The organism is Actinopolymorpha cephalotaxi (assembly GCF_013408535.1).
GTDB lineage: Bacteria > Actinomycetota > Actinomycetes > Propionibacteriales > Actinopolymorphaceae > Actinopolymorpha > Actinopolymorpha cephalotaxi.
The window spans coordinates 2492040-2512557 of sequence record NZ_JACBZA010000001.1 but is presented as its reverse complement, the minus strand read 5'-3'; the positions used below and the strand labels follow the sequence as shown (position 1 = coordinate 2512557).

Genomic DNA, 20518 nt, shown 5'->3' with positions numbered 1-20518 from the left:
GGCGGCCGCAACCCGGATAGGCGGTGGATGCGCTACGGCGAGAGCGTACGGGAGAGGGCCGGTCACTCCCCGAGCCACAGGCAGAACGGGTGCCCGTCCGGATCCAGGCACACGCGCACGTCGTCCTGGGGCTGGTGGCCGGCGAACGTCGCACCGCACTCGGCGGCGTGCGCCGCAGCCTTCTCCAGATCGTCGACCCTGATCTCCAGGTGCATCATCATCTGCTGCGCGGTGGGGGTCGACGGCCACACCGGGCGGACGTAGGCCCGGTCGTACTCGAACGACAACGCGACCCCGCCGGCCGGGTTGTCCAGCTTGACCCAGTGCGGCTCCTCGGCGGTGATCTCCCAGCCCAGCAGCCGCTGGTAGAAGCGGGCCAGACCGGGCGGATCCGGCGTGGCGAGGTTGACGGTGGTCAGGGTCAGTTCCGTCACTGCGGCCTCTTCTCCAGTCGCCTCTTGATGAGTTGGGACGTCCACCCCATTGTGCCGATCGGCATTTTATGGCCTCACGAAGAGGCCGCTACGGTCCCGACTCATGTTCACGGAACGGCATTTTCCGACCGCCGAAGAGCTCATGGCCGCCATGCGGGCCGGGGAAGTGACATCGGTGGAGCTGACCGACGAGGCGATCGCCCGTATCGAGGGTGACGACAAGGAGATCAACGCGATCTGCGTGCCGGACTTCGACCGCGCGCGGGCCGCCGCGCACCGTGCCGACCAGGCACGCGCGCGTGGTGAGGACAGGCCGCTGCTGGGTGTCCCGGTGACGGTCAAGGAGTCCTACGACGTGGCCGGGCTGCCCACGACCTGGGGCATGCCGACGTACCGGGACTTCGTTCCGGAGGAGGACGCGGTCCAGGTGTCGCGGCTGAGGGCCGCGGGCGCGGTGGTGCTGGGCAAGACCAACGTGCCGGTGGGGCTGCAGGACTGGCAGAGTTTCAACGAGATCTACGGCACCACCAACAACCCGTGGGACCACGGTCGTACGCCGGGCGGATCCTCGGGCGGATCAGCGGCGGCTCTGGCATCCGGGATCGGCGCGTTGTCCATCGGCTCCGACCTCGCCGGTTCGTTGCGTACGCCCGCGCATTTCTGCGGCATCTATGCGCACAAGCCGACTGTCGGGCTGGCGGCAACCCGCGGCATGATCGCGCCGCCGGCGCCGCCGTTGCCGGTGGACCTCGACCTCGCCGTCGTCGGCCCGATGGCGCGCTCCGCCCGCGACCTCGCGCTCCTGCTCGACGTCATGGCCGGGCCGGACCCGCTGACACACGGTGTGGCGTACGACCTGAAGCTGCCGCCCGCGCGCCACCAGCGGCTGAACGACTTCCGGGTCCTGGTCATCGACGAGCATCCGATTGTTCCGACCGGGTCCGCGGTGCGGGCGGGTGTGAACCGGGTGGCCGACGCGCTCGTCGACAGCGGCGCCCGCGTCGAACGGCACACGTCGCTGCTGCCCGACCTGACCGAAGCCGCGACGCTCTACATGCAGTTGCTGGTCTCGGGCTCCGTCGCCAGTTTTCCCATCGAAGCGCACGAGCAGCTTCAGGTCCGCGCCGCCGGACTGAGCGCGGACGACCGGAGTCTCGACGCGGCGCGGCTGCGGGGGATGGTGTTCGGCCACCGCGACTGGATCGAGGCGACCACCCGTCGCGAGCTCCACCGTCACGGCTGGCGGCAGCTGTTCGCCGAGTTCGATGCCGTGGTGTGCCCGGTCGCGCCGACGCCCGCGTTCCCCCACGACCACGACCCCGATCTGTTCGAACGCCGGATCGACATCGATGGCGTCGGGTACCCCTTCTTCGACCATCTCGTCTGGGCCGGCCTGGCCACCATGCCCGGCCTGCCCGCCACCGCCATACCGGCGGGCAGGTCCCCCGAGGGCCTGCCGGTGGGGGTGCAGCTCATCGGCCCGATGTTCGAGGACCGCACCCCGCTGCGGCTGGCCGAACTACTCGAGCAGCGGATCGGCGGTTTCCAGGCGCCGAGGTAGCCCGGGAAAGTACCCGGGAAAGTGCTCGGTAGGTGCGCACTTTGACGTCCAGGATGGTGGTCATGGTCCCGGCGCGCCAACCGCCCGGGGCCGGCCGTCAGCGACACTCACGAAGGAGACCATCCATGCTGCGAGGACTGTCGACCGTCAGCTTCTACGCCGACGACGTTTCCGCCGCCGCCGGCTGGTACGCCGACCTGCTCGGCGTGGAGCCGTACTTCCAGCGCCCCGAGGAGGGAGCGCCGGCCTACATCGAGTTCCGGATCGGCGATCACCTGCACGAGCTCGGCCTGATCGACCGCCGTTACGCCTCGCCCGGCACCGCGGACAGGCCGGGCGGCGCCGTGGTCTTCTGGCACGTGGACGACCTGGACGCGTCGGTGGACCGGCTGACGGCGATGGGCGCGACCGTACTCCAGCCGGCCACCGAGCACGGCCCGGGATTCGTCACCGCGTCCGTCGTCGATCCGTTCGGGAACATCCTCGGCATCATGTACAACGCGCACTACCTGGAGATGCTCGCGCGGTGCGGCGTCAGCGCCGGGTGAGCGCGTTCCACAGGCTCGTCGTGCTCCGCCACCGGCCCCAGGCGATCACCGCGGACAGGATGAGCAGCGCCAGCGGTAGTACGACGTTTCCACCGGCGACCGCCAGGGTCACGACGACCGCCCCGACCATGAGCGCCACGAACGCCAGCCCGGCCAGGCCGGCCAGCCGCGGAACGAACAGCGCGATCGCGCCGAGAATCTCCAGAACGCCAATGAGGTAACGGAACCAGTCCCCGAAACCGATCCTGTCGAATGTCGCCACCACCATCGGGTCGCCGCCGAACTTGCCCAGGGCGGCGACCAGGAATGTCAGCGCCGTGACGGCCTGCGCGACCCACAGGCCGATGTTCGCGGCCCGGCCGGCAGCGGCGGGCGATGCGGTGTCAGTGCTGTTCGTTCCACGCCGCGAAACGGATTCGGACATCGTGGGTGCCCCTTCTGTGCTCGTCATGGGCTCCATTCCACGGCAGACGGCACAGCGGCGGGCAGGGCTGGGCGTCGGTTCGGCGTACGACGAAAGGAGTGACCGCGAGCCCGGCGACCGACTTTCGTAGGGTCGCGGTCTCGGCATGGCCGAGCGCGCTCAGCGGCTCATCGCGGTCTCCTGCTGGATCCGCGACAGCTTCTCCGGGTTGCGCACGTAGTAGAACGCGGTCACCAAACCGTCCTCGACGCGCACCGACAGGATGCCGTCGATCTCGTCGTCCAGACGGGTGAGCAGCGCCGGGCCGCCGTTGATCTGCACCAGTTCGGCCGACATCCGGGCGCCGAACTTGCGCATACCGCCGACGAACAGGCGGGCGACCTTCTCGGCCCCGACGACCGGCCGCGGCACGGCCTGCTTGATCCCGCCGCCGTCGCCCATCGCGACGACGTTCGGCGCGAGCTGGTCCAGCAGACCCTGCAGGTCACCGGTCTCGACCGCGAGCTTGAACGCCTCCAGCGCGCCGCGGGCCTGGGCGGCGGACACCGACTCGCGGGGGCGGCGGGCGGCCACGTGTGCCCGCGCACGGTGGGCGATCTGCCGGACGGCGACCGGCGTCTTGTCCACGGCCTCGGCGATCTGGTCGTACTCCACGGCGAACACCTCGCGGAGCACGAACACCGCACGCTCGGTCGGTGTCAGGGTCTCCAGCACCAGCAGCATCGCCGTCGACACGCTCTCGGCCAACTCGACGTCCTCGGCCACGTCCGGCGCGGTCAGCAGCGGCTCGGGCAGCCAGGAGCCCACGTAGGACTCCTTGCGGCGGCCGAGGGTACGCAGGTGGTTGAGCGCCTGCCGGGTGGTGATCCGGACGAGGTACGCCCGCGGCTCCCGTACCTCGTCGAAGTCGACGCCCACCCAGCGCAGCCACGTCTCCTGCAGCACGTCCTCGGCGTCGGCGGCCGAGCCGAGCATCTCGTAGGCGATCGTGAAGAGCAGGTTCCGGTGGGTCACGAAGGCCTCGGTGAGCCGGCCGGTCCGGTCGCCGGCGCCGGTATCCGTTGCCGGCGGCGAATCCGTCCTTCGCTCGGGCATGACCTGCTCCTCTTGTTCGCGTTCGTGTCCGTCTGTCCGTCTGTCCGTCTGCCCGGCCGCTGCCGACCAGGACAGGTCTGACACGTCTCCCCACACGATGCCGGTCGTCGGCGTCCTGTGACAGCCGCGTCGGGTGAGGTACGTCACATTCTTCTGCCCGGGTGTGACGTACGGCACGCCCCACGAAACGTCTGTCACAAACGGCCCGGTCGGCGCGACCTAGGGGACAGCACTCACTCATCGAACTCCGGAGAGCTGTCATGAACGAGCACAGCACACACCAGTTGGTCGCCCTCGTCACCGGTGCGAACAAGGGAATCGGCCGCGCGATCGCCGAACACCTCGCCACGCTGGGGATGGCGGTCCTGATCGGTGCCAGGGACCGGCAGCGCGGCGAAGAGGCCGCCGCGGCCCTGCGCCACGCGGGTGGCGACGCGTACGCGGTGGCCTTGGACGTCACCGACCCGGCCGGCGTGGGGGAGGCGGCGAGGTGGATCGAGGAGCGCTTCGGCCACCTCGACGTCCTGGTCAACAACGCCGGCATCACCGGCTCCGGGCAGGTGTCGCCAGAGGACGCCGTCGACCAGATTCCGAGCACCGTCCACCTGGACATGGTCCGTGCGGTGTTCGAGACCAACGTCTTCGGCGTGATCACGGTGACCAACGCGATGCTCCCGCTGCTGCGGCGCTCACCGGCACCGCGGATCGTCAACCTCAGCAGCGGAGTCGCGTCGCTGACCATCGCCGGCGACCCGTTCGGCCCGCTGGCCGGGCTGCCGGCCTCGGCCGCGTACGCCCCCTCCAAGACCGCGCTGAACGCGCTCACCGTGCAGTACGCCAACGAACTGCGCAAGGACGGCGTTCTCGTCAACATCGCCGACCCCGGCTATGTCGACACCGACATCAACAACCACAGGGGATTCCTCACCCCGGCGCAGGGAGCCGCGGTCGTGGTCCGGCTGGCGACGCTCGGACCGGACGGGCCCACCGGCGGTTTCTTCAACCAGGACGGGCCGTTGCCCTGGTAGCCGGCCCACGCTCGGGCCCGCCGGATGGTGGCGGTCGCGGTCTGGTGGCGTACGTCACGCGACTGCGCCCGTCACACACCCTGGTCCGCCGGCGTCTTGTGGTCGTCCAGTACGCAGCACCCACCACCGCGAGTGAGGACGAAGTGATGGAACCACGTCTGAACCTGTTCGAGAACGAAATCGGCGCCGGGTTCGCCAAGCGGTTCGCCAACGCCGGCATGTTCATCGAGAAGTCGCCCCTGCCCAAGGCCACGCAGGAGTTGGTGTCGCTGCGTGCCAGCCAGATCAACGGCTGCGGCTGGTGCATCGACATGCACACCAAGGAGGCCGCGGCAGCGGGCGAGACCGCGGTCCGGCTTCACCTGGTGGCGGCGTGGCGGGAGTCCACGGTGTTCACCGATGCCGAACAGGCCGCGCTGGCATTCGCCGAGGAGGGCACCCGGCTCGCGGACGCCTACCAGGGTGTGTCCGACGAGACCTGGGCTCTGGTACGTAAGCACTACGACGACGACCAGGTCGCCGCGCTGGTATGCCTGGTGGCTCTGATCAACGCGGCCAACCGGATGGCCGTCATCCTGCACCAGCAGGGCGGCTCGTACGAACCCGGGATGTTCGCCGCGGCGACGAGCTGATCGACGGGGAGTTGATCGGCGGGGAGCCGGGGGCCGAAGCGGCCCGGCACGGTTCAGGTGAGTCGTGCCGGGCCGGCACGGAGAAGTCCGGCCTTCCGAATTCACTGGAACGGCAACGTACGCATCATCCTCGACGGCGGCCTGTCTGCCAGACTGACGGGGTGATCGTCAGACTGGCGCGGGAGCAGGACTTTCCTGGCCTCCTCGGCTTGGCAGCACAGGTCGAGCAGTGGTTCGGGCCGATGGTCGACAACCCCGGATTCCACCGTGCGGTGGACGAGCACATCCGCCAGTCGGCTGCGCTCGTCGCACTCGACTCGGATTCGGGGCTGGATCTCCTCGGCGGCCTGCTCTTCGGTGCGACGCCGCCGACGTACCACGTCCACTGGCTCGTCGTGTCGCAGAGAGCACGCGGGATGGGCGTCGGCCGTGCGCTGATGGCGGCCGCGACCCGCAGGTTCGTGCAGGGGCCGGGCAGCATCGAGGTGGTCACGTTCGGGGCCGACCATCCGGGCGCGGTCGCCAGCGGCGCCCGCGTCTTCTATGAGGCGTTGGGTTTCACTCCGGCCGAGGCCGCCGATCCAGGCCCGGAAGGCGGCTCCCGGCAGGTCTATCGCCGGGCCGTCACCTGATCGACGGTGCCGGCCCGGCGACAGATCTGTAGCCGGACGAGGGCTCAGCGCACCGAGTAGCTGAGCCGGTAGTGGACGCCACTGCGTTTGAACGAGAGGATGCCCTTGTCCTTGCCCGGCTTGAGTTTGCGCTGGCCGAGGTAGTCGTCGCGGTCGGGAGAGTCCTTCTCGTACAGCTTGATCCGGGCGTTGCCGGTGAACTGGAAAGTCTTGTTGATCCGCTTGCGCTGGCCCTGCTTGATGCCGATCGGCCCACCGATCTTCTGGCCCTCGACGTGGATCGAGATCTCGTCCTTGCCGAAGAAATCCTCCTGGTTCTTGGAATGCAGCGGGCCCAGCCGCAGCGTGCCGCCGGGCCCGGTGAGAATCTACGGTCGTAGAGGTAGGAGGCGGACGGTCCGTCGTACTTCCGTGCGGACTTGCCGCTGCGGTCCTTCTCGCACCGGATGGGCGGCCGCAGCCCTGTGCACGTGCGTTCTGGCGCAGGCGGGTTCTGCGCGGTCCCGGCCCTACCCCAGTTGGTCGCGACGCCTTGTCAGGTAGGCGATCTCGGCTGAGTTTCCGGTCAGCTCGATGGCCCTTTCGTACGCCGCGCGTGAGTCCCTGCTGCGGCCCAGCCGGCGCAGCAGGTCCGCGCGGGTCGCGTGGAAGGCGTGGTAGCCGGACAGGCTGTCCTCGAGCCGGTCCACCGACGCCAGCGCCACCTCGGGGCCGTCGAGCTCTGCCACCGCGACCGCCCGGTTGAGCGCGACGATCGGGGAGCGGTCCAGGCGTACCAGCTGGTCGTAGAGGGCGACGACCTGCGACCAGTCGGTGTCACGGGCGTCCCTGGCGAAAGTGTGTACGGCGTTGATCGCCGCGAGGATCTGGTAGCGACCAGGAGGCACCCCCGACTCCAGCCGCTCGCGTACCAGCCGATGCCCCTCCGCGATGAGCGCGGCGTTCCACGCCCCGCGGTCCTGTTCGTCCAACGAGACGAGTTCGCCGGTCGCGGAGACCCGTGCGGTACGGCGCGCCTCGGTGAGGAGCATCAGCGCCAGCAACCCGGCCACCTCGCCGTCGTCGGGCAGGAGGGCACGGATCAGGCGGGTGAGCCGGATCGCCTCCGCGGTCAGCTCGTGGCGTACGGGATCGGAGCCGGGGCCGGTCGCAAGGTAACCCTCGTTGAACACCAGGAAGAGCACGGCGAGTACGCCGGACACCCGGGCCGGGAGGTCCTCCGCGGACGGCACGCGGTAGGGGATACGAGCGGCCTTGATCTTGGCCTTCGCGCGAGTGATCCGCTGCCCCATCGCGGCCTCCTGCACCAGGAAGGCCCGGGCGATCTCGGGCACGGTCAGCCCGCCGACCATGCGCAGCGTCAGCGCGACCCGGGTCTCCATCGCCAGCGCGGGGTGGCAGCAGGTGAAGACCAGCCGGAGCCGCTCGTCGTCGATGACACCGACAGGCTCGGGCGGGTCGTCGTCGGACAACATCTGAGCCTCCCGGTGCTTGTCGTCGCGCTTGTTCTCCCGCCGGAGCCGGTCGATGGCCTTGCGGTTGGCTGTGGTGGTCAGCCAGGCGCCGGGGTTGGGAGGAACGCCGTCGGCGGGCCACCGCTCGACGGCGGTGGCGAACGCCTCGGCGGCCGCGTCCTCGGCGATGTCGAGGTCACCGAAACGGCGGGTCAGGGAGGCGACCACCCGCGCCCACTCCTCGTGGTGGGCCCGGGTGATCGCCTGCTGTACGTCGGCCTCGTTCACAGAACTCACAGGACTCACAGGGCTTACGGGACTCACAGGAACGGCCGGACCTCGACCTTCCGCTTGCAGGCCTTCGACCCTGCGGCCGCGAGCTTCAGTGCCACGTCGAGGTCCGCGGCCTCCATGACCCAGAAGCCGGCGAGGTGCTCCTTGGACTCCAGGAAGGGCCCGTCGGTGAACAGCGTCTCCTCACCGCGGTTGTCGATGACGGTCGCGGCGCTGGGGGAGGCGAGGCCGCCGGCGAAGACCCAGTGGCCCCCGGCGCGGAGCCCGTCGTTGAACTCGTCGATGGCCGCCATCTCGTCGGAGTCGGCGGAGCCGGTCCGGTCGTCGATCACCGAGACGAGGTACTGCATGCCGATCATCTCCTCTGGTCCTGGGCGCCCGTCGTGAGCGGCCGTTCACCCTTGCTACGAACGCCTCGGCCCCGATCCGACACCACGTCCAGGAGTACTTTCAGGAACCCTCTGGTACGCACCGGCGGCGGGCCGGTCGTGAGCCCTTCGACAGCGACGTTATCCGGCGGCGGATTCGCCTTCGCCGCGGCTCCCGTGGCGGGAGAACGGCGCTCGGCGCGTACCCGGCGGTGCGCGGATCGGCCCACTGGCCGGAACGAACGCCTGGCTCGCTCCAGCCGGTAGGCCTTCTCCGCCTCGATCAGGTCCGGGGTCAACCGTGTGCTGAAAATGGTTCCTCACCTCAGTGGTCCTGGCGCCTGTGGTGGAAGGCGACGCACTTCTGCGACGAACGACCCACGGCGGATTCGACAACGCCTCGTGAGTTTCGTTCGGCTTCGGGGGTGGCTGCCGGCATGCCCATCCTTCCGGTGCGGGAGTGCGCCACATTTGATCGTCGTTGCGCACCGTCGACGCGGGGGAGAGGTGTGCCCTCCTCGGGTCCCCGATGTCTGCATTACACGACGTGGACCTCCGGGCTCGGGGCCGACGTGGCGCCCCGCTGTCAAGGCCGGGTTGTCAACCGGCGGGCAGGTTCGAAAACCCGGTGGCTTCGGGCTGTGATGTCGGGTTGGATCGGCGCATGTCGATCACCCTGCAGTCCGCGACGCCCGCCACGCTGGACGAGATCGTCGAGGAAGTGGCGCGCTGGCAGACCGAAGGCGCGCCGGTCCAGCTGCATTCCGGTGACCTCGGCTGGGCCTGGAGGTTCGGCGCGCAGGCGCTGGCCGAGAAGGTTCGCGTGTGGCACCGTGACGGGCAGTTACTGGCCGCGGGCATGATGGACGGCGAGGACGGGCTGATCCGGATGGCCGTCGCGCCGAGTGTCGACCACGACGAGGCGCTCGCCGCGCAACTTCTGGCCGATCTGTCGGACCCGGGGCGTGGCGTGCTGCCGGCCGGTGGTGGGTCCGTCGAGGCCCGGTTTGGTGCCGCGTTCCGAAAACTCCTGCACCACGGCGGCTGGGCCGCCGACGAGCCGTGGACACCGCTACGTCGCGACCTGGCCACGCCGGTGGAGGACTGTGGCCTCCGGATCGAAGTGCTCGACGCGGATCATGTTGACGATCGGATCGTGCAGGATCGGGTCGCGGTGGGGCTGGCCTCGTTTCCCAACTCGACGTTCACCGAGGAGCGCTGGCGCGCGCTGGCGGCGACCTCGGCGTACCGCCGGGCTCGCTGCCTGGTCGGTTACGACGATGCCGGCAACGCGGTGGCCGCGACGACGGTGTGGTCGGCAGGGGCCGGGCGTCCCGGCCTCATCGAACCACTGGGCGCCCATCGGGATCACCGCGGCCGCGGACACGGCCGGGCCATCACGGTGGCAGCCGCCGGCGCACTGCGGCAGCTGGGGTCGTCCAGCGCGACGGTGTGTACCCCGACCAGCAACGTCGCCGGTGTGGCGGCGTACGTGTCGGCAGGCTTCGACCGGCTCCCGGACGTCACCGACTTCCGCCGCCCCGGATGACCACCACGGTGGTGACGACCGGTCCTGTCGGCGCTCCGGGGTAGTGGGTCCATTGTCCTTGATTGACATAATGTTCATTATCGGCGTTGTACGGAGAGCGCTGAGAACGGCCGAGAGGGGCTCGTTCGTACGGCACAGAAATCGGTCTGGAGCCACAGGTCGCGTTCTCGCTCGACGTCGCTCGGCCGGCCTCGGCTTCGAACCACTCGTCGTGTCGCCGCGTTCCATGCACGTTGGCTGTCGTACGCGGAAGAGTCGTCGACATGCGCACTGACGCTGTACGCAACGAACCCGACAGCACCAGAACGTCAGGCCGCGAACGGTTCGGGATCCTGACGTTCCGGTGTTCGCTCCAGCGTCGGCAGCCAACCGCCGACGCCCGACTGCCGCCTGTGGGTCCGAGCCCCCGGACCAGGCATCGTCCCAGGTCGGCGCGCTGGTCCCTGGCCTGCCACGCTGAGATACCTACATGCAGCTGACGTCAGCAGAAGGTGGCACAGCACCCTCGGGTGGTTGTGACCGAGCGTCGGAAGCGGGTTCCGCACCGTCATCCTGGTCGAATTCATGTCGTGTAATAGCACTTACACGACATGGTAGGTTTCCGGCCATGAGCGAGCCGAAAACGTCGTCCACGGTGACCGTGCACGACGCCGTGCTGGAGTATCTCGAAGTGCTCGAGCGCCGCGTGATGCGTTCCCAGCTCAGCGCCGCCACGTTGCACGCCTACCACCGCGACCTCACCGACTTCACCTCTCTCCTGGGCCCCGGCACCGTCCTCGACACGATCGAGTCCGACCATCTCGAAGCCGCGCTGACGGCCATCGCCAAGGCGCCGGATCGTCGGTTCACCAAAGGGCTGAAGATCGCCGAGGACGGCTCCACTCCCCCAGGTCGCGGCCAGCATCTCCTTGCCCGCTGGTTCGCCGCGGTGCGCGGGCTGTTCCGCTGGGCCTCGGACAAGGGTTACGTCCAGGTCGACCCCACCACACGGGTCGCCGCGCCGCGCACCCCGCGGCGAGCGGTGGGCGCCCGGCTCGGGCTGCGGGTCGACGAAGCCCTGCTGCTGCGGGCTTCGCCGAGCCGCCGGGCGCAGGAAGCCCTGCGAGCCGACCAGAAGCTGTCCGTCCGCGACGAGGCGATCCTGCGGCTCCTGGTCGAGTCGGGACCACGGGTGTCGGAGCTGTGCGGCGCCAACCGCAGCGACATCCGGCTGCACGAGGAGACCCGCACGCCGGTTCTGCACGTACGCGGAAAGGGCGGAAAGAACCGCGACCTGCCGCTGTCACCTGCGACCTTCCGGACCATCGAGAGATACCTGTCCGAGGAGCGTCCGCCACCTCCGCAGCCGACGTCACTGGACCGTGCGGAACGCATCAAGGTCGACGACGCGGCCAGCGCGCTGTTCGTATCCGTACGCGGGAAGCGGCTCTCCCCACGAGACCTGCAGCGGATGGTGGAGCGTTACACCAAGGAGTTTCTCGGCCGGCGGGCGACACCGCACTCCCTGCGGCACACGGCCCTGACGGTTCTCGCCCGCGCCGGTGTGGACATCGCGACGGTCGCCCAGATCGCCGGGCACTCCAGTCTGGCCACGACGTCTGTCTACATGGACGAGTCGATGAGCGCCGCCGCCGAGGCCATCGACAGTTCGCCCCTCGCCAGCGACTGAAAACGCCTGCCCGTCAGCGGTGTGCGGCCCCGTCGACCTCGTGGGCGCGGTCGGCCAGCGCGCGCACCTCGCCGGCGTAGGTGGCCCAGGTGTCGCGGGTGAGGAAGTGGCCGACTCCGGGGAGGGTGCGCAGCCGGGCACCGGGTACGGCATCGACGATGGCGCGTGCGGCGGACGGGCGTATCAGCGGGTCGCCCTCGCCGTGCAATACCAGGGTCGGCGCGGCGATCTCGGCCAGGGCTCCCCCGTGCCACTTCGCGCCGACCTGACGGCTCTGCGCCTTCGTGTCCCGCAGGCCGGTGGCCTGGTGGGCCGCGTCCTTGTCGACGAACTCGCGTACGTCGCGTTCGTCGACGTGCTGACCGGGCGCGGCCAGCACGCGGACGACCGCCACCGCCAGGTCCAGGTTGCCCTGCGGGGTGTCGGGGTGGTGAAGCCGCGCGAGCCGGGGCAGGCACCCGAGGCGCACGTAGCGCAGGACGCGCAGGCCGCCGGCGTCGCTGGGAACGGCCGAGGAGGAGGTGAGGCTCAGCACGCGCCCCGGGTGGCGGATCGCGGTGCGCTGTGCGACGAGCCCGCCCATCGAGTGACCGAAGACGTGGGCGCGTTCCCAGCCGAGGGCGTCGAGGGCGGCGACCGCGTCGTCGGTGAGGTCCTCGGCGCTGTAGGGCGGAGCGCCACGGTGCACCATGGCGCCGATCGGTGAGCCGTCGCGGCGGTCGGGCAGATGGGTGGACTCGCCCGCGTCGCGCTGGTCGTAGGCGGCCACGTGGAAGCCGCGGTCGACCAGTTCGGACACCAGGCCGTCCGGCCACCAGAACCGTGAGGTGCCCAGTCCCATGACCAGCAGCAGCGGGTCGCCGCCCGCTCCGCCAAGGTCCTCGTAGGCGATCGTGATCTCGCCGTTGTGCGTGAAGCGCGTCATCGGGTCTCCGTTCACCGGCCATGTTTGCGTACGATGTTCGCGAACACCGTACGCGATAGGTAGGGTCGGGTCGACACGGGAGGTGACGGATGGCGGGACAGCAGGAGCCGGTGATCTGGATGCGGCCGGAGCAGGCGCCACTCGGACGCCGGGCCGAACGCAGCCGCGCCGAGATCACGGCGGCCGCGGTGGAGATCGCCGACCGCGAGGGCCTGGAGGCCGTTTCGATGCGCCGCGTCGCGTCCGCCCTGGGCACCGGTGCCGCCTCGCTCTACCGCTACGTGGCCACTCGCGAGGACCTGCTCGACCTGATGACCGACAGCGTCGGGAGCGAATACGATCTGCCCGCACCCAGTGGAGACTGGCAGGCGGACCTGCTCGTCGTCGCACGTCAGGCCCGGCAGATCATGCGCCGCCATCCGTGGCTGCCCACCATGGTCGTACGCCGCCCCACTCTCGGCCCCCACGGGATCGATCTCATGGAGCACGTTCTCGGCGTGCTCGCCGACCATCCCGCCGCGGCGGCGCGCAAGGTCGAGGCGTTCGCTCTTCTCGGTGGGCTGACCGCGCTGTTCGTCCAGAACGAGCAGGCCGCCGCGGACACCGGCGCACCCGGCCGCTCCGCCTACCTCCGCCACGTCGCCGCCGCGGGAAGTCACCCCCAGGTGTCCGCCCTGCTGGCGGCGGCCCCGGCCGAGGGCAACCCGCGCGACCAGTTCGACGAGGACGCCGTGATCGTCCGCGCCCTGGTGGGCGTACTGGGGTGACTTCGCCGCGGCCCGGCCACGCCACACTCGCCACGGCGTCGGGACAGACCCTGGGCTCCCTCAGGCCGGGGCCGGCTCCCAGGCGAAGCCGTCCGGGTCGGTGAACGGACCGGCGTCGGTGCCGATGACGACCCGGTGCGAGCCGGAGCCGTCCGGGTCGACGCCGACGTCCCTGGCCGCTGCCTTGCGACCGTAGAGCGCCAGCTTCACCGACGAGGACGAGCCGTCGAACTCGACGTACTTCCTGCCGAAGCTCCTGCTCACTGTCAAACCGTGGTTGACATAGAACTCCTTGCTGGCCTTGACGTCGTTCACGCCGAGCAGCAGCACGATGTCGTCCACGTCCCTGGTGACCGGGCCGGTGTTCTTCTTGGCCGAGGTCGCGACCTTCCAGATGGTGCCGTCGGGCGCCTGGACAACTCCCCCGTATCCCCAGAAGCTCTTCGTGGCCGGCTTGAGGGTGGTGGCTCCGGCGTCGATCGCGGTGCCGATCAGACTGTCGACGGTGCCGGGCTGCGACACCACCAGCGACAGTGCGCATCCGCGAAAGCCCGTGGTCGCCGCTTCCCCGGCACGGGTCCGAATCGTGCCGCCCAGCCCGAAAGCCCTGTCGTAGAAGGCGTTGGCCGCACCGGGATCGGGCGCCTCGATGGTGATCGCCTTGATGGCGGCCATGTCAGCGAACCTCCTGGATGCGGACCATGTTGCCCGCGGGGTCCCGGAAGGCGCAGTCGCGTACGCCGTAGGGCTGGTCGGTCGGCTCCTGTACGACCTCCACGTCGCCCGCCTGGACCTTCTCGAACGTGCCGTCAAGATCCTTTGTGGCAAGGAGAATCCAGCCGTAGGTGCCCTTGGCCATCATCTCGGCGACCGTGCGGCGCTCGTCGTCGGTGATGCCCGGGTCGGCAAACGGCGGCGCCAGCAGGATCGAGGTGTCGGGCTGGCCGGGCGGTCCGACGGTGATCCAGCGCATGGTGCCCTTTCCGACGTCCTGGCGGACCTCGAAGCCGAGCCGGTCGCGGTAGAAGGCCAAGGAGGCCTCGGGGTCCTCGTGCGGGAGGACGCTGGTGTGAATGGTGATGTCCATGCCGGTCACGCTAGTTGCGACCCCACCAGCCGTGCTTCTTGATTCCTGATCGGTCTGGTCACCTGTTTGGCCACACACGCCGGTAGCTGCGCACTTCCCTGTGCCGCCTCGCGTTTGTAGACGCTGGGTGGCATTCCGACCAGTTCGGTGAATCGGGTACTGAAGGTCCCCAGCGAGGCGCAGCCGACCTCGAAACACACCTCGGTGACGCTGAGGTCGCCGCGGCGCAGCAGCGCCATCGCCCGCTCGATCCGCCGGGTCATCAGATAGCCGTACGGGGACTCGCCGTAGGCCAACCGGAACTGGCGGCTCAGGTGCCCGGCGGACATGTGCACGCCGCGGGCGAGCGCCTCGACGTCCAGCGGCTGGGCGTACTCCCTGTCGATCCGGTCGCGGACGCGGCGCAGCAGGGCGAGGTCACGCAGGCGGTGCTCGGACGGGGTGCTGCTCACCTTCGAGATCCTGCCATGCCGGGCCGGAACCGCCCAGCAGGCCGGCCCTCCGACCGCTCGACGTCTCCGGCCGGTGAACGTCAAGGCCGGCTTGTCACTGCCCCGTGTGACCGCATTGCGAGGTTCGGTGGGTCAGGGCGCGAACAGGCGGGACGGCCGCTTGGGGAACAACGCGTTCACCAGCGGCCCGGCCGTCCCGTCGGCGCCGACGTCGGGGTAGCCGGCGCGGAGCTCCTCCAGCGACGCGTGCCCGAACAGCGACCGCAGGAACACCAGTGGCGGGAAGCTCGCACGCGGCGACTTGTCCTGCCGGTCGGTCGGCCCCTCGTCACGCGCGTCGGTGAGCCGGCCGTCGGTGAAGGTCAGCCGTACGGACGAGCGGTAGAAGTCGAGCAGCAGGTCGCCGCCGTAGCCGGCCATGGCCGAGTCCGCCAGCCGGCGCTCGAGGACCGGGGCGATCCGGCGCAGGACGGCAGGCAGGTCCGGCACGCGGACGTACCACGCGTACGGCGGATCCAGCCGGGGGCCGTACTCGGCCGGAATCATCGGGTAGAACGGATGGTCCCGGCCGAGCTCGAAGACGAGCCTGCCGAGCGGCTCGGTGTCCGGCGCGTTCGGGAGCTGCTGGCCGGCAAGCTCCACGAGGCCCCGCAGCAGCGAGGGCCGCATTCCGGCCAGGTTGGTGCCCGCGGCGAACTCGAGCAGGCTGACCCGGAAATGGGCGCCACTCCCCTGCGTCACCGCCAGACCGCGGAACTCCCCGTCGACCGACTCGATGATGCGCACCCGGGCATAGCCGCGGCGCGGATCGGGGTCGTTCTCGGCGTCGATGTTGTACGACCAGTACTTCTCCGCGAGCCGGGAACTCACCAGACTCCCCCGCTGGCCCTGCTGGTAACAGGCGATCAACGCGGGAACGTCTTCCCTGGTTGCCTTTCTGAGCCGGTAGGGCAGCGTCTCACCGGCCTTGGCCTCGGGCAGCAGCGAGACCGGAAACGAGAGCGTGCCGCCGAGGTCGACGGCGTACTCGTAGCCGAACTGCCGGTAGAAATAGGGGATTCCGGTGATCGACTGGACCAGTTTTCCGTCCCGGGCGCACCGGTCGTGGATGACGCCGAAGATCTTCCGGACGAGTCCGCGCCGGCGGTGTTCCGGATCCGCCGCGACGATCTCGGGCCGGCCGACCGGGAGCGAAACCCCGTCGTAGGTCCACTCCTCCTGCTGGTAGCACGCACAGGCGACGAACCGTTTCCGGTCGGCGGTGGTGTCCTCGACCACGACGTAGTCGGTCGGTCCGAGGAGTGGGTGGTCGCCGCGCATGTGGCGGCGTACGACGTCCATGAGGACCTGGTTGGGCTGCTCGTCGCCGTCGTCGCGGAACACCGCACCGGCCAGCTCGGCGAGGGCGTCGGTGTCCTCGGGGGTGGACCAGCGCAGCACGAGACCGTCGCCCAGGTCCCGGGTGTCGTTCGTCAGCACGATCGAAGTCATCGACGTGAGACTAGGGGTCCACGCGGCGTGCGGCTACCGCATATCCGCGAGCAGCACTCTGTCCTGGGGGCGGGAGGGTCAGGCGTGGGGCGGACGGTTCAGGCGCCGACGTCGCGGGGCGGGTTCTCCCAGCGACCGGCGAGGATCTCCGGGAACAGCTCCGGCAGCCGGCGGGGCGCGAACACGGCCGCGTCGGCGGGACCGGCCTCCAGGTCGCGCCGGCTCCACCACCGGTAGGCCTGGTGGCCGTCGCGTGCCGACCACGGGTCACCGATGGCGTGGATGGCGGGAGTGTTCGGCGCGCGGTAGACGAAGAACTGCTCCCGCTGGTCCAGGAGGTCCAAGGCGTCCCCGGCGTCCAGGTCGTCGTAGGCACCCTTGTCGCTGCCGGCCCGCTCGCCGCCGGCCGTGCCCGGGTCGTCGGCGTGAGCGAGGGGTACGACGTGCCGGCGGGTCCACACCGGGCCCCGGATGCGGTCGGGGTCGACGTGCAGACCGGTCTCCTCGTTCAGCTCGCGGGTGGCCGCCTGCAGCGCCGACTCCCCTGCCTGGACGCCGCCGCCGGGACAGAACCAGAATCCGTCCGCGTGGCCCCGTCCGGGATTGGCGTGGAAGAGGAGGAGCCGGTCCAGCGGGTCGACGACCAGCAGGCGCACGGCGGAACGTATGCGGGATCCGGGCACGTGCCGAACGATATAACCAAGATCAACTTCTCCCGAAATCCGACGCGCCGGGCTCGGCTCGACACCGGCGCGACCGGCGGCGGAGGATGACCGGAGACCGTGAACCGCCTGTACACACAGGGATGCGCTGAGCTATGAGCCGGGCGTATGAGCCAGGCGGTCATCGATGGTGCGACGGGCAGGAAGGAGCCGGTGCGGTGATCCACGAGGTGTTCGTGCTCGATGCCGTGCGTACGCCGATCGGCCGGTACGCCGGAGCGCTGGCCGGCGTACGCCCCGACGACCTCGCCGCGCACGTCGTCGGCGAGGTCGTACGCCGCAATCCGGGGCTGGACCCGGCGCGCGTCGACGACGTGGTGTTCGGTGCCGCCAACGGCGCGGGCGAGGACAACCGCAACGTCGCCCGGATGGCCGTGCTGCTGGCGGGGCTGCCGGCCTCGGTGCCCGGCGCCACCGTCAACCGGCTGTGCGGCTCGGGGATGGAGGCGGTCATGACGGCAAGCCGTACGATCGCCGTCGGCGAGGCGTCACTATGCGTCGCCGGCGGGGTGGAGTCGATGAGCCGCGCGCCGTGGGTGCTGCCCAAGCCCGAGCGTGGCTTTCCGCGTGAGTCGCAGACGCTGCACTCGACGACGCTGGGCTGGCGCATGGTCAACCCGGCGATGCCGCCGGAGTGGACGGTGTCGCTCGGTGAGGCGACCGAGGCGCTGGCGGGCGAGTACGCCATCTCGCGGGCGGCGCAGGACGCGTTCGCCTGCCGCAGTCACCGGCGGGCCGCGGCCGCGTGGGCGGGCGGGGAGTTCGCCGGCGAGGTGGTGGCGGTGCCCGGCTGCGACCTGGACCGCGACGAGAGCATCCGGCCGGACACCACCGTCGAGGCCCTCGCCGCGCTGCGGCCGGCGTTCCGCCCGGACGGGACGATCACCGCGGGCAACTCCTCGCCGCTGAACGACGGTGCGGCGGCGCTGCTGCTCGGCGACCTGGACGCGGCCCGCTCGGTCGGGGTGGAGCCGCTGGCCCGGGTGGTGTCCAGGGGCGTCGCGGCGGTCGACCCGCGGCGGTTCGGCGTCGGTCCGGTGCGGGCGGCAGAGCAGGCGCTGGCCCGGGCCGGACTCGGCTGGGCCGACCTGGACGTGGTGGAGCTGAACGAGGCGTTCGCCGCCCAGGCGCTGGCCTGCCTGGCGCACTGGCCCGACCTCGACCCCGAGATCGTCAACCCGCGCGGCGGTGCGATCGCCCTCGGGCATCCACTCGGGGCGTCCGGCGCGAGGATCGTCGCCTCGCTGGCCTGGCAGCTGCGCCGTCGTGGTGGCGGGCGTGGACTCGCGGCCCTGTGCATCGGGGTCGGCCAGGGGCTCGCGGTCGTGCTCGAGGCCTGACCCCTTTGCCCGGATTGCCGGGTTGTCACTGTCGCCCGCCGTCGCCTGGGCCTGTCCGAGCATTCCGTCTGACGCCTCAGGGATTAGTCAGGGTTGACTACAACCACTCGGATAGTCGATCCTGACCAAGTGAAGAAACGCAAGGTCAACAACCTGCTGGCGCTGGCGGTGCTGTCCTACCTCACGCAGCGACCGATGCATCCGTACGAGCTGAGCAGGTCCCTGCGCGACCACGGCGACGACCGCAGCATCAGGTTCACCCACGCCTCGCTCTACATGGTGGTCGGGCAGCTCGCCCGGGCAGGGTTCGTCGTGGAGCACGAGACCAGCCGCGAGGGCGGGCGGCCGGAGCGGACGGTCTACGCGCTCACCGACGCGGGGCGGGAGGAGCTGCACGACTGGATGCGCGACCTGGTCGGGGAGCCGAACCACGAATACCCCCAGTTCGTCGCCGCGCTCTCCCTGATCGCCGCCCTGCCGCCGCAGGAGGTGCTCGGCCTTCTCGACCATCGCCTCGCCCGGCTCGCCGAGCAGCGGGCCGAGATCCGCGACCTGGTCGACCGGACCGTCGCGAGTGGCGTACACCCGCTGTTCCTGGTCGAGGAGGAGTACCGCCTCGCGCTCCTGGACGCCGAGGCCGGCTTCGTCCGCGACTTCGTCGCACGCATCACCGATCCCGAGGCCGGCTGGGGCCCGATGTGGGCAACCTTCCACGGCCGATCCACTCATCAGGACGAAAGGCAGGAGCCGTGACACCTCCCCGTACGGCCCTGGTCATCGGCGCCGGCATCGCCGGTCCCACGGTGGCCATGGCCCTGCAGAAGGTGGGCATCGAGCCCACCGTGTACGAAACGCATCCCCACGACACCGACGGACTGGGAGTCTTCCTCACCCTCGGCTCCAACGGTGTGCACGCCCTGCGGGTACTCGACGCGGACGAACCCGTGCTGGCGCTGGGTTTTCCGACCCCGGGCATCACCTTGCGCAACCACCGCGGCAGGCGCCTGGGCAGCACCCGCACCGGTGTGCCGTTGCAGGACGGCACCACCAGCCAGACCGTCAGGCGCGCCGACCTCTACCGCGTACTCCACGAGACCGCCGCGGCCCGCGGCGTCGCGTTCGAGTACGGCCGGCGGCTGGTCGCGGCGCACGACACCGGTGACGGCGTGCGCGCGGAGTTCGCCGACGGCAGCGAGGCGGCAAGCGACCTCCTTGTCGGCTGCGACGGCATCCACTCGACGGTCCGGACGATCATCGACCCGGCCGCCCCGGCGCCGACGTACGCCCGGCTGGTCGGCACCGGCGGCTACGCCCGCGGTGTCGCGGTGGACGTCGAGCCGGGCAGCTACGAGATGGTGTTCGGCCGGCGGGCGTTCTTCGGGTACGCCCGGGAACCGGGCGGTGAGGTGTGGTGGTTCGCCAACCTGCCGCGGCCGAAGGAGCCCGGCCGCGGCGAGCTCGAGGCGATCACCGAATCGCGGTGGCGGGAACAACTGGAGTCGGCCTTCGCCGGCGACCACGGTCCCCTGCTCCCGCTGATCCGGGCCACGCCGCGGTTGCTGGGCACCGGGCCGATCCACGCCGTTCCGCATCTGCCCACCTGGCATCGGGGGCGGATGGTCGTGGTGGGCGACGCCGCGCACGCTCCCTCCCCCACGTCCGGCCAGGGCGCCTCGCTCGCCGTGGAGGACGCGGTGGTGCTGGCGAGGTGCCTGCGCGACGTGCCGGATCCGGCGGCCGCGCTGCGGGAGTTCGTACGGGCCAGGCGGCCCCGGGTCGAGCGGATCATCGCCCAGGCGGCCCGGATCAACAACGCCAAGGCGCCCGGACCGGTCGGCCGGGTCGTCCGCGACGCGATGCTGCCGCTGGTGCTCCGGCTGACCGCGGACAGCAAGGCGGCCCGCGAGACCTACGGGTACCGCGTCGACTGGGGTGCACCGGTGACGGCGCCCGGGTCCGCTTCGGCCGGCCTTGGGGGTGGCAGCTGAGAAGGTGCCGGAACCGACGGGCTACGACTTGCCCTCAACCTTGGTTGGGGTTCTAGTG

23 protein-coding genes are annotated in these 20518 nt (G+C 70.5%); 12 read left to right on the top strand and 11 right to left on the bottom strand.

Annotation, left to right across the window (positions count from 1 at the left end):
- Positions 1 to 62: 62 nt before the first annotated feature.
- Positions 63 to 434 (bottom strand): VOC family protein, encoded by a 372-nt coding sequence (locus tag FHR37_RS11210; RefSeq protein ID WP_202818007.1) that lies wholly within the window; start codon positions 432 to 434, stop codon positions 63 to 65.
- Positions 435 to 537: 103 nt separating this feature from the next.
- Between FHR37_RS11210 and FHR37_RS11205 the strand changes: the two genes are divergently transcribed.
- Positions 538 to 1995 (top strand): amidase, encoded by a 1458-nt coding sequence (locus tag FHR37_RS11205; protein ID WP_092882801.1) that lies wholly within the window; start codon positions 538 to 540, stop codon positions 1993 to 1995.
- Positions 1996 to 2120: 125 nt separating this feature from the next.
- Positions 2121 to 2543, top strand: coding sequence for a VOC family protein (locus FHR37_RS11200; protein ID WP_092882802.1), 423 nt, complete (start codon positions 2121 to 2123; stop codon positions 2541 to 2543).
- On the opposite strand, the gene FHR37_RS11195 is transcribed toward FHR37_RS11200, so the two are convergent.
- Together FHR37_RS11195 and FHR37_RS11190 are read right to left on the bottom strand one after the other, a co-directional pair.
- Positions 2530 to 2967, bottom strand: a complete 438-nt coding sequence (locus tag FHR37_RS11195; RefSeq protein WP_092882803.1) for a DoxX family protein — start codon at positions 2965 to 2967, stop codon at positions 2530 to 2532. The two genes, FHR37_RS11200 and FHR37_RS11195, sit on opposite strands and share 14 nt — an antisense overlap.
- A gap of 159 nt (positions 2968 to 3126) precedes the next feature.
- Positions 3127 to 4062 (bottom strand): RNA polymerase sigma-70 factor, encoded by a 936-nt coding sequence (locus FHR37_RS11190; RefSeq protein ID WP_092882804.1) that lies wholly within the window; start codon positions 4060 to 4062, stop codon positions 3127 to 3129.
- 260 nt (positions 4063 to 4322) lie between these two features.
- Here FHR37_RS11190 and FHR37_RS11185 point away from each other — a divergent pair, with 260 nt between their 5' ends.
- The 4 genes from FHR37_RS11185 (at position 4323) to FHR37_RS11170 (ending at position 6734) form a co-directional block, all read left to right on the top strand.
- Entirely contained in the window at positions 4323 to 5090 is a 768-nt protein-coding gene (locus tag FHR37_RS11185) for an SDR family oxidoreductase (RefSeq protein ID WP_092882805.1), read from the top strand.
- A 146-nt stretch (positions 5091 to 5236) separates the two neighbouring features.
- Positions 5237 to 5722: a carboxymuconolactone decarboxylase family protein gene (locus FHR37_RS11180; protein WP_092882883.1), complete on the top strand. Its 486-nt coding sequence runs from the start codon at positions 5237 to 5239 to the stop codon at positions 5720 to 5722.
- A 161-nt stretch (positions 5723 to 5883) separates the two neighbouring features.
- The gene (locus FHR37_RS11175; protein ID WP_092882806.1) at positions 5884 to 6354 is read left to right on the top strand and encodes a GNAT family N-acetyltransferase; all 471 of its coding nucleotides are present in this window, start codon (positions 5884 to 5886) and stop codon (positions 6352 to 6354) included.
- Positions 6355 to 6425: 71 nt separating this feature from the next.
- Positions 6426 to 6734 carry a hypothetical protein gene (locus tag FHR37_RS11170; RefSeq protein ID WP_092882807.1) on the top strand — a complete coding sequence of 103 codons (309 nt, stop codon included), beginning with the start codon at positions 6426 to 6428 and terminating at the stop codon, positions 6732 to 6734.
- Between the two features lie 129 nt (positions 6735 to 6863).
- Here the strand turns inward: FHR37_RS11170 and FHR37_RS11165 are convergent, their stop codons facing one another.
- Both FHR37_RS11165 and FHR37_RS11160 read right to left on the bottom strand, forming a co-directional pair.
- Positions 6864 to 8105, bottom strand: coding sequence for an RNA polymerase sigma factor (locus FHR37_RS11165; protein ID WP_378079765.1), 1242 nt, complete (start codon positions 8103 to 8105; stop codon positions 6864 to 6866).
- A gap of 23 nt (positions 8106 to 8128) precedes the next feature.
- Entirely contained in the window at positions 8129 to 8452 is a 324-nt protein-coding gene (locus tag FHR37_RS11160) for a YciI family protein (RefSeq protein WP_092882884.1), read from the bottom strand.
- Between the two features lie 682 nt (positions 8453 to 9134).
- Here FHR37_RS11160 and FHR37_RS11155 point away from each other — a divergent pair.
- Complete coding sequence (locus FHR37_RS11155) at positions 9135 to 10019, top strand: GNAT family N-acetyltransferase (protein WP_092882809.1); 885 nt, start codon at positions 9135 to 9137, stop codon at positions 10017 to 10019.
- A 607-nt stretch (positions 10020 to 10626) separates the two neighbouring features.
- Entirely contained in the window at positions 10627 to 11688 is a 1062-nt protein-coding gene (locus FHR37_RS11150; RefSeq protein WP_092882810.1) for a tyrosine-type recombinase/integrase, read from the top strand.
- A gap of 13 nt (positions 11689 to 11701) precedes the next feature.
- Here the strand turns inward: FHR37_RS11150 and FHR37_RS11145 are convergent, their stop codons facing one another.
- Positions 11702 to 12613: an alpha/beta fold hydrolase gene (locus FHR37_RS11145; protein ID WP_092882885.1), complete on the bottom strand. Its 912-nt coding sequence runs from the start codon at positions 12611 to 12613 to the stop codon at positions 11702 to 11704.
- A gap of 89 nt (positions 12614 to 12702) precedes the next feature.
- Between FHR37_RS11145 and FHR37_RS11140 the strand changes: the two genes are divergently transcribed.
- Entirely contained in the window at positions 12703 to 13380 is a 678-nt protein-coding gene (locus tag FHR37_RS11140; RefSeq protein WP_092882811.1) for a TetR/AcrR family transcriptional regulator, read from the top strand.
- Positions 13381 to 13440: 60 nt separating this feature from the next.
- Here FHR37_RS11140 and FHR37_RS11135 read toward each other — a convergent pair whose 3' ends face one another.
- The 5 genes from FHR37_RS11135 to FHR37_RS11115 form a co-directional block, all read right to left on the bottom strand.
- On the bottom strand, positions 13441 to 14055 hold the full coding sequence (locus tag FHR37_RS11135) for a VOC family protein (protein WP_092882812.1): 615 nt from the start codon (positions 14053 to 14055) through the stop codon (positions 13441 to 13443).
- A gap of 1 nt (position 14056) precedes the next feature.
- Positions 14057 to 14467 carry a VOC family protein gene (locus tag FHR37_RS11130; RefSeq protein WP_092882886.1) on the bottom strand — a complete coding sequence of 137 codons (411 nt, stop codon included), beginning with the start codon at positions 14465 to 14467 and terminating at the stop codon, positions 14057 to 14059.
- A 5-nt stretch (positions 14468 to 14472) separates the two neighbouring features.
- Positions 14473 to 14919, bottom strand: coding sequence for a helix-turn-helix transcriptional regulator (locus FHR37_RS11125; RefSeq protein WP_092882813.1), 447 nt, complete (start codon positions 14917 to 14919; stop codon positions 14473 to 14475).
- Positions 14920 to 15051: 132 nt separating this feature from the next.
- Positions 15052 to 16410 carry a GNAT family N-acetyltransferase gene (locus tag FHR37_RS11120; protein ID WP_092882814.1) on the bottom strand — a complete coding sequence of 453 codons (1359 nt, stop codon included), beginning with the start codon at positions 16408 to 16410 and terminating at the stop codon, positions 15052 to 15054.
- 98 nt (positions 16411 to 16508) lie between these two features.
- Positions 16509 to 17093 (bottom strand): NUDIX hydrolase, encoded by a 585-nt coding sequence (locus FHR37_RS11115; protein WP_175542450.1) that lies wholly within the window; start codon positions 17091 to 17093, stop codon positions 16509 to 16511.
- 197 nt (positions 17094 to 17290) lie between these two features.
- On the opposite strand from FHR37_RS11115, the gene FHR37_RS11110 reads away from it, so the two are divergent.
- The 3 genes from FHR37_RS11110 (at position 17291) to FHR37_RS11100 (ending at position 20460) form a co-directional block, all read left to right on the top strand.
- A complete protein-coding gene (locus FHR37_RS11110; protein ID WP_456237019.1) occupies positions 17291 to 18472 on the top strand; it encodes a thiolase family protein in 1182 nt (393 codons plus the stop codon).
- A gap of 129 nt (positions 18473 to 18601) precedes the next feature.
- Positions 18602 to 19225, top strand: coding sequence for a PadR family transcriptional regulator (locus tag FHR37_RS11105; protein ID WP_092882816.1), 624 nt, complete (start codon positions 18602 to 18604; stop codon positions 19223 to 19225).
- Entirely contained in the window at positions 19222 to 20460 is a 1239-nt protein-coding gene (locus FHR37_RS11100) for an FAD-dependent oxidoreductase (RefSeq protein WP_202818008.1), read from the top strand. The genes FHR37_RS11105 and FHR37_RS11100 overlap by 4 nt, the downstream gene beginning before the upstream one ends.
- Positions 20461 to 20518: the final 58 nt, after the last annotated feature.